Here is a 14,272-nt window from a genome sequence, read left to right on the forward strand (position 1 = left end):
CCGGCGATCAGCCCTGCGTCGACGCGGCTTCCGGCACGCGGATGCCCTCGAGGCGGCCGGCCTCGAACAGGTTGCCGATCTGCTGCCGGAGGATGTCCAGCACGGCGCGCGCCTGGTCGGACATCGGCAGGTGGTCCGGCACGCACAGCGACACGGTGGCCTGCAGGCCGGGCTCCACGATCCGGCGGATCACCGGCGGGTTCGCGATCGGCGGAAAGTCCGCCAGCGCCGAAGGCAGGATGGTGGCGCCCACGCCCGCCTGGATCGCCTGGCGCAGCGTTTCGGCGGACTCGATCTCCGCGCGGATGTTCGGCACCACGCCGATGCGCGCGAACGCCTCGTCCACCATCCGGCGCAGGAAGTGCATGCGGCTCGGCAGCAGCAGGTCGATGCCGGCCAGCGCGTGCAGGGCGATGGTCTGGTCGCCGTGCGGCTCCAGCTCCATGCCCGGCGGTGCGATCAGGAACAGGTCTTCGGTCAGCAGCGGCTGCAGCGTGAGCCCCTTCATGGGGCTGCCCGCGTAGATGATGGCCATGTCCAGGCGCCCGGTCATCACCATCTCGCTCAGCACCAGGCCGAAGTTGTCGTTGATGAACAGGTTGACGCCCGGGTAGGCGCTGCGCACCGCCTGCAGCAGCGGCATCGACAGCGCCGAGGCCGTGCTGTAGGTAGCCAGCCCGACCGAGACCGGGCCGCAGATGAAGCTCTCGTCCGTGCGGTTCATCAGCTCGCGCTCCACCTGCTCCAGGTGGCTGAGCATGATCTGCGCGTGGCGGTAGAGCTCAATGCCGGCGGGCGTGGGTGTCACGCCGGCGTTGGAGCGGTTCAGCAGCTTGTGCTTGAAGTGTTCCTCGAGCGAGGCGATGTGCTGGCTCAACGCCGGCTGCGCAACGCTCAGTTGCGCGGCGGCCGCGGAGAGGCTGCGTGCGTCCACCGCGGTCACGAAGCTCTTGAGGGTTTTGAAATTGACCGTCATTGGTGAATCGGAAGCCGACTGATCGTAACCCCGGTTGACGCTGGCAACGCGTGGCTCGATGCTTGCTTGTCGATAGAACAGAAAGACAACGGAGATCCGGTGAACCTCAGGCGGTTGAAGTATTTCGTGAAGATCGTCGACGTGGGCAGCCTCACGCAAGCGTCGGAGGTGCTGCACGTCGCGCAACCCGCGCTGAGCCAGCAGCTGGCCACGCTCGAAGGCGAGTTCAACCAGCGCCTGCTGCTGCGCACGCAGAAGGGCGTGGTGCCCACCGAAGCCGGCATGGTGCTGTACCGCCATGCGCAACTCATCCTGCGCCAGTTCGAGCAGGCGCGTGCCGATGTCGTCAATGCCGGGCGAAGCCTGGTGGGGCAGGTGTCCGTGGGGCTGGCACCCGGCACCGCCGCTTCGGGCCTGGCGCTGCCGCTGTTGCAGACGGTGCAGGAGCGCCACCCGCAGCTCATGCTGCACATCAACGAGAACTTCGGCACCACGCTGTGCGACGTCGTGCGAAACGGCCTCATGGACATGGCCGTGCTCTACGGCGGCGAACATGGGGTGCGAGGCCTGGCGTTCGATCCCCTGCTCACCGAGGACCTGTGCGTGGTGGCATGCCACGGCATGCTGCGCATCGAGCGCGACGAACTCGCACTGGCCGATCTGCGCGACGTGGACCTGCTCCTGCCCAGCATCGACAACCAGCTGCGCCGCAGTGTGAACCGGGCCTTTGCTTCGGCCAGGATGATTCCGCGCGTGGTGGCGGAGATGGAGTCGTCGAGCACGCTGTCCGCTGCCGTCGCCTCGGGCGTGGGCGCGACGATCCTGCCCGTGTCCCTGGCACGTTCCGTTGCTGCCACGGCATCCGTCGATGTCGGGCGGCTGGTGTCGCCGCACATCGAGATTCCGTTGGCGCTCTGCGCTTCGGATCACCTGCCCCTGTCGGAACCCGCGCAGGTCGTCAAGGGCATCCTGATGGAATTGGTCAACCGCCTGGAGCTGGGCGGTGGGATGCACACGGTTCATTAGCGGCGCGGCTTGCTTGCGGGCCACCACCTCTGAACACCCGCCTGCGTACTTTCTCTTCAGGTGATGCTCATCTCCAGCGGCGTGGTCTGAAACGCCAGCTGCCGCCAGCCGCCCTCGTGCTGTGTCCACACCTGCATGACGCGCGAGTCGATGCGCACCGTGCCGCTGCCGTCCTTGCGCACGGCCACGAGCAACTGCCGCCCGGTCATCGGTGCCGAGGTGCCCAGCACCTGCACCTTCAGCTCAGACCGTTCGATCTGCTGGTAGGTCACGTGCGTGCCGCCCGAGCGGAAGTAGCTTTCGCGCGGCAGGGCGCTCCCGTGCCGTGGACTCAGGCCTGCCGCTGGCGGACGGCGGCGAGCATCGCGATCTCGTCGAGCAGCTCTGCGAGCGCTGCGCGGATGAAGTCCAGCGTCGGCACATCGACCAGCCTGCCGTCCTGGATGCGCGAGGCCACGCTGGCAATGGCCACGTGCGGGCGCACCAGCGGGCGCGCGAGCGTGGCGGCCAGCGCATCGCGGATCTGCACCTGCGCCCGCACGCCGCCCGCAGTGCCGGGCGACGCCGTCATGACGAGCGCCGGCTTGCCCTTGAGCGGCGACGCGAAGCCCGGCCTCGAGGCCCAGTCGATGGCGTTCTTCAGCACGCCGGGCATGCCGTAGTTGTATTCGGGCGAGCACAGCACGAGGCCGTCGGCCTCGGCGATGGCGCGCTTGAGCCGCGCCACGGGCTCGGGCGGCGTGTCGCCGTCGAGGTCCGCGTTGTAGGGCGGAATGTCGTCCAGCGGGACCAGCTGCAGTTCGACCTCGGGCGGCAACAGCGGCTGCAGGCTGCGCAGCACGGCGGTGCAGTTCGAGGCCCGGCGGATGCTGCCGGAGATGGCGACGAGTCGCGTGGTGGGGTGGTTGTGGTTCTGCAAGGCACTGGTCTCCTGTTTTTTGCGAGGCGAGTTTATGCATAAAATCGAAACCATGTACAAAAAAGACCCAGCCGCCGAACGCGCGCTTCCGCTCGTCGACCAGGCCTTCATGCGGTTGCGCCAGGACGTGCTTTCGGGCACCTACGGCGCGGGTGCAAAGCTCAAGCTCGACGAACTGCAGACGGCCTACGGTTTTTCCAGCAGTCCGTTGCGTGAGGCGCTCAGCCGCCTGGCGCAGGAAGGGCTGATCCGTGCCGACGAACGCCGCGGCTTCCGGGTGGCTGACATCTCGCCGGAGGATCTTGCGGACATCAGCCGCATGCGCGTCATGCTCGACGTGCCGGCGCTTCGCGAATCCATCGCGAACGGCGACGACGCGTGGGAGGCGCTGGTGGTCGGCGCCTTCCACCGCCTCGAGAAAGTGGAGGGCCGCATCGGCGACGGGCCGGTCGTGCTCGACGACGACTGGACCCAGGTGCACACGGCGTTCCATGCGGCGCTGCTGGCGGCCTGTCCGTCGGAGCGCATGCGCACCTGGAGCGCCAGCCTGTTCGACCAGGCGGAGCGCTACCGCCGCTACTCCGCGCGCTTTCGCAAGACGGCGCGGCGCAAGTCGAACGAGCACCGCAAGCTCATGGATGCCACCTTGCGACGCGACACGAAAACGGCCTGCGCACTGCTGGAAGAACACATCCTCAGCACCGAGCGCAACGTGATGGCGGTGCTGGGCACCGCCGCCGAACGCGCCGGCAAAAGCTAGCGCAGTCCGGCAACGCCGGATGCGACACCGGGCCGGGTGCTTCGGCCGCCCGGCTCAGCTCCCCGGCATGTGGGGCGGATTCAGCGCCACGCGCTGGGCCGATTTCTTGCGCATGCGGATGTTGAGCATCTCCACGGTCAGCGAGAAGGCCATTGCGAAGTACACGTAGCCCTTGGGCACATGGTGCTCGAAGCCCTCCGCCACGAGCACGACGCCCACCACCACCAGGAACGACAGCGCCAGCATCTTGATGGTGGGGTGGTTCGAGACGAAGCGCCCGATCGGGCCGGCGAACACCATCATCAGCACCACGGACACGATGACCGCGGCAATCATGATGCGCACGTCGTCCACCATGCCGACCGCCGTGATGATCGAGTCCAGCGAGAACACCAGGTCGATCACCATGATCTGCAGCAGCACGGAGGCCAGGGTCGCCTTGACGGCGCTGGACTTCTGCGTGTGCTCGCCTTCCAGCGACTGATGGACCTCGGTGGTGCTCTTCCAGATCAGGAACAGCCCGCCCAGGATCAGGATCAGGTCGCGGCCCGAAATCTCCTGCCCGAGCAGCGAGAAGAGCGGCGTGACCAGGCCGACGATCCAGGCCAGCACCAGCAGCAGCCCGATGCGCATGAACATGGCCATGAACAGGCCCGCCCGCCGCGCGAACTCGCGCTGGGCGGGCGGCAGTTTGTCGACCAGGATGGAGATGAAGATGATGTTGTCGATGCCCAGCACGAGCTCCCAGCGCGGTCAACGTGGCAAAGGCGATCCAGGCCTGAGGATCGGTCAGCAGTTCAAGCATTGAGGTCTTTCGGTAACGGCAGTGCGAGGACGCAACGATCGGTGTTGCACGCGCAACTCTACGGTATCTGCAGCCCGGACTTCGCGTTCGCATCGCCCGCTGGCGCCCACCATGGCCTCGGTAAAAACCACTATGCATCAAATAAGTTTTATGCACAAAAATACCTTCATGCATTAATCTGTGCATTCGACGGGTCGCAGGCGGCCCGGCCTGCAACGTCTCCCACTCGAAAGAAGCAACGCATGAAACTGATGTCCTATTCACTCGCCGGCCGCGAAACCTGGGGCGCCGTCGTCGACGGCGGCGTTGTCGAACTGGCTGCGCGCACCGGCCACGCCACGCTGCTCGACTTCATCGCCAGCCCCGACTTCGCGCGACGCGATGCCCTGGTCGCGGGGCTTGCGGCCGACGTGCCGCTGTCCGACGTGCACTACCTGCCGGTGATTCCGAAGCCCGAGAAGATCGTCTGCGCCGTGCGCAACTACATGGACCACCACCAGGAGGTGCTGGCCGCGGGCATGCAGCGCGAGCTCTCCGAGCAGCCGCCGATCTTCCTGCGCGTGTGGCGCTCGCAGACGCCGCACCAAGGCCCGATCGTCCGCCCCCGCGTGTCCGAATCGCTCGACTGGGAAGGCGAGCTGGCGGTGATCATCGGCCAGGGCGGGCGCGACATCCAGGAGGGCGACGCCTGGAAGCACGTGGCCGGCTACAGCTGCTACAACGACGCCAGCGTGCGCGAGTGGCAGTTCCATGCCAAGCAGATCGCCTCGGGCAAGAACTTCGAGTCGACCGGCGCCTTCGGCCCGTGGATGGTCACGGCCGACGAGATTGCGCCGGGTCGCGAGCTCAAGCTCGAGACGCGCCTGAACGGCGAGGTGGTGCAGTCCAGCCACACGGGCCACATGATCTTTTCGATCCCGCGGCTCATCGCCTATGCGTCCACCATCTTCACGCTGGTGCCGGGCGACGTCGTCATCACCGGCACGCCGGCCGGCGTGGGCTGGAGCAAGAAGCCGCCGCGCTTCATGAAGCCGGGCGACGTGGTCGAAGTCGAGATCGAAGCCATCGGCCTGTTGCGCAACCCGGTCGTGGCGCAGGACTGAGCGCCCGCCTTTCGCCCCCGCATCGTGCGAGACGCCCGCAAACGGCGCCGCCTCTGGAGACAAACGTGAAACGAAGAACCCTTCTCGCCGCGTGCGCGGCGACGGCCGCCGCATGGCCCGCCTTGCAGGCCCTCGCACAGGGCTACCCGGAGCGCCCGGTCAAGCTCTACCAGGGCTTTGCGCCGGGCGGCAACGCCGACGCGATCGCCCGGGCCATCGGCGTCGAGATGGGCAAGGCGCTCGGCCAACCCGTCGTGGTGGAGGCGCAGGCCGGTGCGGGCGGCACCATCGCGGCGGCCACCGTGGCGCGCGCCAAGCCCGACGGCTACACGCTGCTGCTGGCCACCGGCGGACATGCCGTGGCCGGGGCGCTGTACAACACGCTGCCCTACAAGACGGTGGGCGACTTCGAAGCCGTATCCACCGTCACCTACTTTCCGTTCCTGATCGTCGTCAACGCCAATTCGAAGGTGCAGGGGCTGGCCGAACTCATCGCGTCGGCCAGGGCCGCGCCGGGCACGGTGGCCTACGGCACGGCCGGCATCGGTTCCACGCACCACCTGGCGGGCGAGTTGCTCACGAAGATGGCCGGCGTGTCGTTGATGCACGTACCGTACCGGGGTGACGCCGCCGCCGTGACCGCGCTGCTCGGCGGCGAGGTGCCTTTCATCATCGCGCCGCCGACGGCGGTGGTGTCGAACATCCAGGCCGGCAGGCTGCGGGCCGTGGCGACGACGGGGCCGCAGCGCTGGCCCGGCCTGCCCAAGGTGCCGACGGTGGCGGAGCAGGGCGTGGCGGGGTATGACGTGCGCTCGTGGGCAGGCGTGCTGGCGCCGGCGGGCACGCCGCGCGCCATCGTCGATCGGCTCAACGCCGAGACCCTGCACGCACTGCAGTCGCCGCTGGTGCGCCAGCGGCTCGAGGACATGGGCGGCGAGCCGCGCGGCAGCACGCCCGAAGAGATGAAGGCGATGGTCACCCGGGAACTCGAGAAGTGGACCCAGGTGGTCGCCGATGCAAAGATTCCCAGGCAATGAACGAACGACCGAACGACCGAACAAGCGAAGGAACCCTGACATGTCACTGATCGCGCTGCGCAAGCGAAGCCTGACCGTAGAGACCGTTTTCCACGAGGGCGGCCCGCCGCCCGACAAGCCGCTGCGCATCGCCGCCGCGTGCGCGGTCATTCGCAACCCCTACGCCGGGCGCTACGAGCCCGACCTGATGCCGTTCATGGCGGAACTGCGCAGCCTGGGCACCTTGCTGGCCGAGGAACTCGTGGCCACGCTGGGCAAGGGCAACGTCGAGGCCTACAGCAAGGCGGCCATCGTCGGGGTGAACGGCGAGCTGGAGCACGGCGCGGTCTGGCACGAGGCGGGCGGCTGGGCCATGCGCCAGGTGCTCGGCGAGCCCAAGGCCATCGTGCCCGCGGCCAAGGCGGTGGCCGCCACCGGCTACCGGCTGATGGTGCCGCTGCACTACATCCACGCGGCCTACGTGCGCAGCCACTTCAACACCGTCGAAGTCGGCATCCAGGACGCGCCGCGGCCCGACGAGATCCTGTTCGCGCTGGTGATGGCCGACGGCGGGCGCATCCACTCGCGCCTGGGCGGCCTGACCAAGGACAAGGTGTCCGTGAACGACGGGCAGCGCTGAGCATGACCTCCCAAGAAATGAACCGTGTGAACACCATGCGCGCCGTGCAGCTGTCCGAGACGGGCGGCCCCGAGGTGCTTCGGCTGGTCGAGCTGCCGTTGCCCGTGCCGGGCCCGGGGCAGGTGCGCGTCAAGGCGGCCGCGATCGGTGCAGGCGGGCCGGACGTGCTCATTCGCAACGGCACCTACAAGTGGATGCCGCCGCTGCCGGCCATTCCCGGCAACGAGATGGCGGGAACGGTCGATGCGCTCGGTGCCGGCGTCACCCGGCTCGCGGTGGGCGACCGCGTGCTCGTGAGCGCGCGCGAGCTCGCGCAGCGCGGCGGCTGCTACGCCGAATGCATCTGCGTGGGCGAAGCGGCACCCTTCGTGCTGCCGGCGGCGCTCGGTTTCGAGGACGCCGTGAGCCTGGGCAACTTCCAGCTCGCCATTGCCTTGCTGGCGAGCAACGGGAACCTGCCGGCGCAGACCGTGCTGTTGCCCGGCGCGGCGGGCGGCGTGGCGACCGCGCTGGCGCAGGTCGCGCGTGCGCGCGGGCTGCGCGTGATCGGCACGGCTTCGTCGCACGAGAAGCGCGCCTTCGCGCTGGAGAACGGCGCGAGCGAGGTCATCGACGCAGATCCCGCGACGCTGCCCGAGCGCGTGATGGCGCTGACCGGCGGGCGCGGCGCCGACCTGGCGTTCGACCACGTGGGCGGGGCGCTCTTCATCGCCTGCCTGCGGTCGCTGGCGCCCTTCGGCATGGCGGTCTCCTACAACATCCTCGCGGGTCCGCCCGCGGGTGACGTCTTCGACGAACTGCGCAAGCTGCTGGGCAGGAGCCTGGCGATCCGCACCTTCTCGATCCACACCGTCGACGGCGACATCGCGCAGCGTCGCGGGCTGATGGAGGAGGCCATCGCGCTGATGGCGGCAGGCCAGGTGCGCGCGCCGCGTGCCACCCGCATGCCGCTGGCCGAGGCACGGCACGCGCACGAACTGCTCGACCGTGGCGGCTCGCTCGGCAAGCTCGTCCTGATTCCCTGAACACCACCTCACTCACCGAACCCTGCAGAGGCCGCCTTGAACGCCCCCTACATTCCCAACCTGTCGCACTGCGGCATCTTCTGCCGAGACCTGGCCGTGATGAAGCACTTCTATACCGGCGTGTTCGACATGCAGGAAACCGACCGCGGCGTGGGCGGCACCTTCCGCTACGAGCTGGTGTTCCTGAGCGGGCGCGACGACCAGCACCACCAGCTGGTGCTGGCCGGCGGCCGCGGGGCCGACGCGCCCAGCACCGTGATGCAGCTGTCCTTCAAGGTCCAGACCATCGACCACCTGCGCGAGGCGCGCCGGCGCGCGCTGTCGCTGGGCGCGACGAAGATGCGCGGCCTGAACCACGGCAACGCGCTCTCCATCTATTGCATGGACCCGGAGGACAACACGGTCGAGGTCTACCTCGACACGCCGTGGTACGTGAGCCAGCCCCACGGCGATCCGCTGGACCTGGAAGACGCCGACCAGGCGATCTGGGTGCAGACCGAACGTGTCGTCAGGTCCGATCCCAGCTTCATGCCGGCCGAAGAATGGGCCGCGGGTTTCGCACAGCGCAGCGCGGCACTGCGAACGCCGGGCGGCTGAGCTCGATCCACGGTTCGGCGCGCCTTGGAGATGTTCCTTGCCGGCGCCGCGCCGCGCCGCGCGGCCCGTGTCCTCAATGCGCCTCGGTCAACTGATCGAGGATGGCCGGGTTCTCCAGCGTCGACACGTCCTGCGTGATCGCCTCGCCCTTGGCCACCGAGCGCAGCAGGCGGCGCATGATCTTGCCGCTGCGCGTCTTGGGCAGGTTGTCGGCAAAGCGGATGTCGCGGGGCTTGGCGATGGGACCGATTTCCTTGCCGATCCAGGCGCGCAACTCCGCGGCCAGGCGGTCCGCTTCGGCACCCACCGGGCGCGTCTGCTTGAGCACCACGAACGCGCAGATCGCCTCGCCGGTGGTGTCGTCGGGCCGCCCGACCACCGCCGCCTCGGCCACCAGCGCGGTGCAGGCCACCAGCGCCGACTCGATCTCCATGGTGCCCATGCGGTGGCCGCTCACGTTCAGCACGTCGTCGATGCGCCCGCCAATGGTGAAGTAGCCGGTGAGGGCATCGCGCGCGGCGCCGTCGCCGGCCAGGTAGTAGCCGCGCAGCTCCTGCGGGTAGTAGCTCGAGCGGTAGCGCGCGTCGTCCCCCCAGACCGCGCGGATCATGCTCGGCCAGGGCTTCTTGATGACCAGCAGGCCGCTCTCGCCGTGGGGCACGTCGTTGCCGGTCTCGTCGACGATGGCCGCGGCGATGCCCGGGAAGGGCAGGGTGCAGGAGCCCGGCACCAGGTCGGTGGCGCCCGGCAGCGGCGTGATCATGTGGCCGCCGGTTTCGGTCTGCCACCAGGTGTCGAGCACCGGGCAGCGCCCGCCGCCCACGTGCAGGCGGTACCACTCCCACGCGGCCGGGTTGATCGGCTCGCCCACAGAGCCCAGCACGCGCAGGCTGCGCAGGTCGTAGCGGTCGGGGTGCACGGCGGCGTTGCCCTCGGCCGCCTTGATGAGCGAGCGGATGGCGGTGGGCGCGGTGTAGAACGCCGTGACCTTGTGCCGCTCGATCATCTGCCAGAAGCGTCCGGCGTCGGGGTAGGTCGGCACGCCCTCGAACACCACCTCGGTGGCGCCGATGGCCAGCGGGCCGTAGGCGATGTAGGTGTGGCCGGTGACCCAGCCGATGTCCGCGGTGCACCAGAACACGTCGTCGTCGTGCAGGTCGAAGGTCCATTTCGTCGTGACCGCCGCATGCAGCAGGTAGCCACCGCTGCAGTGCTGAACGCCCTTGGGCTTGCCGGTGGAGCCCGAGGTGTAGAGCAGGAAGAGCGGGTGCTCGGCACCCACCCATTCGGGTTCGCAACTGTCGCTCTGTGCCTCGGCGATCTCGTGCATCCACACGTCGCGCGGCGTCCATGCGACGGGCCCGCCGGTGCGGCGGTAGACGATCACCGTCTGCACGGCCTCGCAGCCGCCCAGTGCGATCGCCTCGTCGACCATGGCCTTCAGCGGCAGGTGCTTGCCGGCGCGCACCTGCTGGTCGGCGGTGATGACCACCGCCGCGCCCGTGTCCGCGATGCGGTCGCGCAGCGCATGCGCCGAGAAGCCGCCGAACACCACCGAATGCACCGCGCCCAACCGTGCGCAGGCCTGCATCGCCACCACGCCCTCGACCGACATCGGCATGTAGATGACCACGCGGTCGCCCTTCTTCACGCCGCGCGCCTTCAGCGCATTGGCCATGCGGCAGGTCTGCGCGAGCAGTTGCGCATAGGTCGTGCGGGTGACGTTGCCGTCATCGGACTCGAAGACGATGGCCGTCTTCTCGCCGCGCCCGGCTGCCACCTGGCGGTCCAGGCAGTTCCACGAGACGTTGAGCGTGCCGTCCTCGAACCATCGGTAGAAGGGCGCGCAGCTCTCGTCGAGCACCGTCGAAAAGGGGGTTTTCCAGCCGACGAATTCGCGCGCGAGGCGGGCCCAGTAGCCCTCGTAGTCGGCGTCGGCCTCGGCCACCAGGGCGTCGTAGGCGGCGCGGCCTGCGACATGCGCGGTGCGGGCGAGCGCCGCGGGCGGCGCGTAGGTGGGCAGCTTGGGCATCAGGTCGGGAGCGTTCATGTCTCGGGTCTTTCGGGGGTTGCGGGAGCACGCCGTGACGCCGCAGGCGCGCGCAGGCACAAAGGGATGGACGTGGGCTGGCGTGAGCGCATGGTGGCCCATGGCCGCGTGGCAAAGCTTGCGCCAGCGCAAGCCCGGGTGCGCTGCCTGGCCCCTTAATACGCCCACCCCCCTTCAAGGAGACACCATGGAAGACGATCTGGTCGCGCGCATCGCCGCGCATCCCCAATACATACAGCTCAAGCGGCGCCGCAACCGCTTCGGCTGGTCGCTCGCGCTGCTGATGCTCGTCGTGTACTACGGCTTCGTGCTGCTGGTCGCGTTCGACAAGGAGCTTCTTGCGCGGCGCGTCGGCGACGGCGTGATGACGCTGGGCATGCCGATCGGCTTCGGCGTGATCCTCTTCACGGTGGCCATCACCGGCTACTACGTGCGCCGCGCCAATGCCGAGTTCGACACGCTGTCCGACGCCGTGGTCAAGTCTGTGAAGCCGGGAGCCAAGAAGTGAACAACCTTCGCTGTCTTTTCCGGAGCGCCGCACTGGTGCTCGCTGCTTGCACCATGTCGGCGGGCGCGCTCGCCGCAGGCGCCGACCTTGGCCAGCTGCAGCGCCAGCCCACCAACTGGACCGCGATCGGCATGTTCGGGCTGTTCGTGGTGGGCACGCTCTTCATCACCAAGTGGGCCGCCGCGCGCACGCGCTCGGCGGCGGACTTCTATACGGCCGGAGGCGGCATCACGGGCTTCCAGAACGGCCTGGCCATTGCGGGCGACTACATGTCGGCGGCATCGTTCCTCGGCATCTCGGCCGCGGTGATGGCCACCGGCTACGACGGCCTGATCTATTCCATCGGCTTCCTGGTGGGCTGGCCGGTCATCACCTTCCTGATGGCCGAGCGGCTGCGCAACCTCGGCAAGTTCACCTTCGCGGACGTGGCGGCCTTTCGCTTCAAGCAGGCGCCGGTGCGCATCTTCGCGGCCTCGGGCACGCTGGTGGTGGTGGCCTTCTACCTCATCGCGCAGATGGTGGGCGCGGGCCAGCTGATCAAGCTGCTGTTCGGGCTGGAGTACTGGATCGCGGTGGTCATCGTGGGTTCGCTCATGATGGTCTACGTGCTGTTCGGCGGCATGACCGCCACTACCTGGGTGCAGATCATCAAGGCCGGGCTGCTGCTGGGCGGCGCGAGCTTCATGGCGCTCTCGGTGCTGTGGCACTTCGGCTTCAGCCCCGAGGCGATGTTCGCCGGCGCGGTGAAGGTCAAGACCGACCTGGCGCTCAAGGACGGCAAGACCGCCCAGGTGGCGGCCAGCATCGGCCAGTCGATCATGGGGCCGGGCAATTTCGTGAAGGACCCGATCTCGGCAATTTCCTTCGGCATGGCGCTCATGTTCGGCACCGCCGGGTTGCCGCACATCCTGATGCGCTTCTTCACCGTGCCCAGCGCCAAGGAGGCACGCAAGTCGGTCATGTGGGCCACGGGCTGGATCGGCTATTTCTACTTGCTGACCTTCATCATCGGCTTCGGCGCCATCACGTTCGTGCTGACCAACCCCGACTTCCTCGACGCCAACGGCGTGCTCAAGGGCGGCGGCAACATGGCGGCGGTGCACCTGGCCAACGCGGTGGGCGGCAACGTGTTCCTGGGCTTCATCTCGGCCGTGGCGTTCGCCACTATCCTGGCGGTGGTGGCCGGGCTCACCCTGTCGGGCGCCTCGGCCGTCTCGCACGACCTGTATGCCACGGTCATCAAGAAGGGCGACGCGGGCAGTGCGGCGGAACTGCGCGTGTCCAAGACCACCACGCTGGCGCTGGGCGCGCTGGCGGTGGTGCTGGGCATCGTGTTCGAGAAGCAGAACATCGCCTTCATGGTGTCGCTGGCCTTTGCGATCGCGGCGTCGGCCAACTTCCCGGTGCTCTTCATGTCGGTGCTCTGGAAGGGCTGCACCACGCGCGGCGCGGTGATCGGCGGCTTCCTCGGCCTGGTGTCGTCGGTGGGGCTGACGGTGCTCTCGCCCTCGGTGTGGGAGGCCACGCTCGGCCATGCGGCGGGCTCGTCGCCGTTCCCGTACACGTCGCCGTGCCTGTTCTCGATGAGCATCGCGTTCGCGGGCATCTGGCTGTTCTCGGTGCTGGACGGCAGCGGGCGCGCCAAGGTGGACCGCGACGGCTTCCTGGCCCAGCAGGTGCGCTCGGAGACCGGCATCGGCGCCCATGGCGCCAGCGGCCACTGAGCCGCTGCGGGCGGGCGCGTGGCTTGCGCCCGATGGAACGGGCCCGCCTAAGCTTATGAGGAGGAAGTATTTGCCATTTACATGATCAATGCCTCATGATCATGAAAATGGATACTAAAACCGATGGAACTCCGGCAGCTTGAGGCCTTTGCTGCCGTCATGTCGACCGGCAGCGTCACCGGCGCTGCGCGGTTGCTGTCGCGTTCCCAGCCCGCGGTTTCCCGCCTGGTGCAGGAACTGGAAGCCGAGATCGGCTACGCGCTGTTCACCCGCCACGGCCCCCGCGTGACGCCCACCGAGCAGGGGTTTCTGCTCTATGAGGACGTCGACCGCGCGCTGGGCAGCCTCCAGCAGATTCACCTGCGCGCGGCCGAAATCGCGCGCGGCAATTCGCAGCCGCTGTTGCTGGCGGCCACCTCCGCGCTGGCGCTCGGGCTGCTTCCGCAGGCGCTGCGGCGCGTGGAGGCGCAGGCCGGCGCCGTGCCCATCCAGTTGCGCAGCGCCTCGCCCGAACAGGTGGTGCATGCGGTGCTCAGCGGCGCGGTGCAGCTCGGCGCAAGCAGCCTGCCGCTGGAGCACCGTGGCCTCGAGGTGCACTGGATCGGCGAGATGCCATGCGTGGCGGTGCTGCCGCAGGACGACCCGCTCGCCGCGCACGCGGTGGTGCCGCTGGCGGCGCTGGCGCAGCGCCGCCTGATCACCATGAGCAACCCCTTCCGCCTGCGCCACCGGCTCGACGCGACGCTGGCACGCGCCGGCCACAGCCCGGCGCGCAGGGAAGCGCTGATCGAGACCAACTCCTCGGTCAATGCGCAGGCGCTGGCGCGCGCCGGCCTGGGCGTGGCGGTGCTGGAGCCGCTGACCGCCTGCGGCGCGCCGCTCGAAGGCCTGGCCGTGCGGCCGCTCGATACGAACATTCCCTTCGTCTTCGGCGTGGTCACGCCGCAGGCCAAGCCGATCACGCCGCCGGTGCGCGCGCTGATCGACGCGCTGCTGGCCGCCGCCCGCGCACTGCCACATTTCGTGCAGCACGACGCGTCGGCCCATGCCGCGCTGCTGCGCACCCTGTACGGCGATGACGGCGATGCCGTGGCCGGCGACGACAGCCCTTCCTGAAAAACCC

At 68.7% G+C, this 14,272-nt stretch carries 14 protein-coding genes and 1 pseudogene; 10 read left to right on the forward strand and 5 right to left on the reverse strand.

Annotation, left to right across the window (positions count from 1 at the left end; translation table 11 throughout):
* Nucleotides 1-7: 7 nt before the first annotated feature.
* Nucleotides 8-976, reverse strand: coding sequence for a LysR substrate-binding domain-containing protein (locus tag ACSFBM_RS30730; protein ID WP_435487772.1), 969 nt, complete (start codon nt 974-976; stop codon nt 8-10).
* Between the two features lie 99 nt (nt 977-1,075).
* Here ACSFBM_RS30730 and nac point away from each other — a divergent pair, with 99 nt between their 5' ends.
* The gene (gene nac, locus ACSFBM_RS30735) at nt 1,076-2,002 is read left to right on the forward strand and encodes a nitrogen assimilation transcriptional regulator NAC (RefSeq protein ID WP_435487773.1); all 927 of its coding nucleotides are present in this window, start codon (nt 1,076-1,078) and stop codon (nt 2,000-2,002) included.
* Between the two features lie 56 nt (nt 2,003-2,058).
* On the opposite strand, the gene ACSFBM_RS30740 is transcribed toward nac, so the two are convergent.
* Both ACSFBM_RS30740 and ACSFBM_RS30745 read right to left on the reverse strand, forming a co-directional pair.
* Nucleotides 2,059-2,274, reverse strand: coding sequence for a nuclear transport factor 2 family protein (locus ACSFBM_RS30740; protein WP_435487774.1), 216 nt, complete (start codon nt 2,272-2,274; stop codon nt 2,059-2,061).
* A gap of 59 nt (nt 2,275-2,333) precedes the next feature.
* Complete coding sequence (locus ACSFBM_RS30745; RefSeq protein ID WP_435487775.1) at nt 2,334-2,921, reverse strand: NADPH-dependent FMN reductase; 588 nt, start codon at nt 2,919-2,921, stop codon at nt 2,334-2,336.
* Nucleotides 2,922-2,955: 34 nt separating this feature from the next.
* Here ACSFBM_RS30745 and ACSFBM_RS30750 point away from each other — a divergent pair, with 34 nt between their 5' ends.
* Nucleotides 2,956-3,681, forward strand: coding sequence for a GntR family transcriptional regulator (locus ACSFBM_RS30750; RefSeq protein ID WP_435487776.1), 726 nt, complete (start codon nt 2,956-2,958; stop codon nt 3,679-3,681).
* Between the two features lie 54 nt (nt 3,682-3,735).
* Here the strand turns inward: ACSFBM_RS30750 and ACSFBM_RS30755 are convergent.
* Nucleotides 3,736-4,486, reverse strand: a pseudogene (locus tag ACSFBM_RS30755) (TerC family protein).
* Nucleotides 4,487-4,728: 242 nt separating this feature from the next.
* Between ACSFBM_RS30755 and ACSFBM_RS30760 the strand changes: the two are divergent.
* From ACSFBM_RS30760 to ACSFBM_RS30780, 5 genes are all read left to right on the forward strand, one after another.
* Nucleotides 4,729-5,589, forward strand: coding sequence for a fumarylacetoacetate hydrolase family protein (locus tag ACSFBM_RS30760; protein WP_435439185.1), 861 nt, complete (start codon nt 4,729-4,731; stop codon nt 5,587-5,589).
* Nucleotides 5,590-5,654: 65 nt separating this feature from the next.
* Nucleotides 5,655-6,626 (forward strand): tripartite tricarboxylate transporter substrate binding protein, encoded by a 972-nt coding sequence (locus ACSFBM_RS30765; protein ID WP_435487777.1) that lies wholly within the window; start codon nt 5,655-5,657, stop codon nt 6,624-6,626.
* 40 nt (nt 6,627-6,666) lie between these two features.
* Nucleotides 6,667-7,245 carry an amino acid synthesis family protein gene (locus ACSFBM_RS30770; RefSeq protein ID WP_435487778.1) on the forward strand — a complete coding sequence of 193 codons (579 nt, stop codon included), beginning with the start codon at nt 6,667-6,669 and terminating at the stop codon, nt 7,243-7,245.
* A gap of 2 nt (nt 7,246-7,247) precedes the next feature.
* Nucleotides 7,248-8,270: a zinc-dependent alcohol dehydrogenase family protein gene (locus ACSFBM_RS30775; RefSeq protein ID WP_435487779.1), complete on the forward strand. Its 1,023-nt coding sequence runs from the start codon at nt 7,248-7,250 to the stop codon at nt 8,268-8,270.
* A 36-nt stretch (nt 8,271-8,306) separates the two neighbouring features.
* Nucleotides 8,307-8,867, forward strand: a complete 561-nt coding sequence (locus ACSFBM_RS30780) for a VOC family protein (RefSeq protein ID WP_435487780.1) — start codon at nt 8,307-8,309, stop codon at nt 8,865-8,867.
* Nucleotides 8,868-8,940: 73 nt separating this feature from the next.
* Here ACSFBM_RS30780 and acs read toward each other — a convergent pair whose 3' ends face one another.
* Nucleotides 8,941-10,917, reverse strand: coding sequence for an acetate--CoA ligase (gene acs / locus ACSFBM_RS30785; protein ID WP_435487781.1), 1,977 nt, complete (start codon nt 10,915-10,917; stop codon nt 8,941-8,943).
* Between the two features lie 187 nt (nt 10,918-11,104).
* Here acs and ACSFBM_RS30790 point away from each other — a divergent pair, with 187 nt between their 5' ends.
* From ACSFBM_RS30790 to ACSFBM_RS30800, 3 genes are all read left to right on the forward strand, one after another.
* Complete coding sequence (locus ACSFBM_RS30790) at nt 11,105-11,425, forward strand: DUF485 domain-containing protein (RefSeq protein ID WP_435487782.1); 321 nt, start codon at nt 11,105-11,107, stop codon at nt 11,423-11,425.
* A 35-nt stretch (nt 11,426-11,460) separates the two neighbouring features.
* On the forward strand, nt 11,461-13,149 hold the full coding sequence (locus ACSFBM_RS30795; RefSeq protein ID WP_435487783.1) for a cation acetate symporter: 1,689 nt from the start codon (nt 11,461-11,463) through the stop codon (nt 13,147-13,149).
* Between the two features lie 123 nt (nt 13,150-13,272).
* Nucleotides 13,273-14,265 (forward strand): LysR family transcriptional regulator, encoded by a 993-nt coding sequence (locus ACSFBM_RS30800; RefSeq protein WP_435487784.1) that lies wholly within the window; start codon nt 13,273-13,275, stop codon nt 14,263-14,265.
* The last annotated feature ends 7 nt before the right edge of the window (nt 14,266-14,272 follow it).

Origin of the sequence: Variovorax pasteuri (assembly GCF_051216435.1) — a bacterium.
In the GTDB taxonomy this organism is placed as follows: domain Bacteria; phylum Pseudomonadota; class Gammaproteobacteria; order Burkholderiales; family Burkholderiaceae_C; genus Variovorax.

Coding starts and splice junctions, on each gene's coding strand:
- ACSFBM_RS30800 (WP_435487784.1), top strand. CDS start 13,273: ATGGAACTCCGGCAGCTTGAGGCCTTTGCTGCCGTCATGTCGACCGGC.
- ACSFBM_RS30760 (WP_435439185.1), top strand. CDS start 4,729: ATGAAACTGATGTCCTATTCACTCGCCGGCCGCGAAACCTGGGGCGCC.
- ACSFBM_RS30750 (WP_435487776.1), top strand. CDS start 2,956: ATGCATAAAATCGAAACCATGTACAAAAAAGACCCAGCCGCCGAACGC.
- ACSFBM_RS30770 (WP_435487778.1), top strand. CDS start 6,667: ATGTCACTGATCGCGCTGCGCAAGCGAAGCCTGACCGTAGAGACCGTT.
- ACSFBM_RS30790 (WP_435487782.1), top strand. CDS start 11,105: ATGGAAGACGATCTGGTCGCGCGCATCGCCGCGCATCCCCAATACATA.
- acs (WP_435487781.1), bottom strand. CDS start 10,917: ATGAACGCTCCCGACCTGATGCCCAAGCTGCCCACCTACGCGCCGCCC.
- ACSFBM_RS30775 (WP_435487779.1), top strand. CDS start 7,248: ATGACCTCCCAAGAAATGAACCGTGTGAACACCATGCGCGCCGTGCAG.
- ACSFBM_RS30730 (WP_435487772.1), bottom strand. CDS start 976: ATGACGGTCAATTTCAAAACCCTCAAGAGCTTCGTGACCGCGGTGGAC.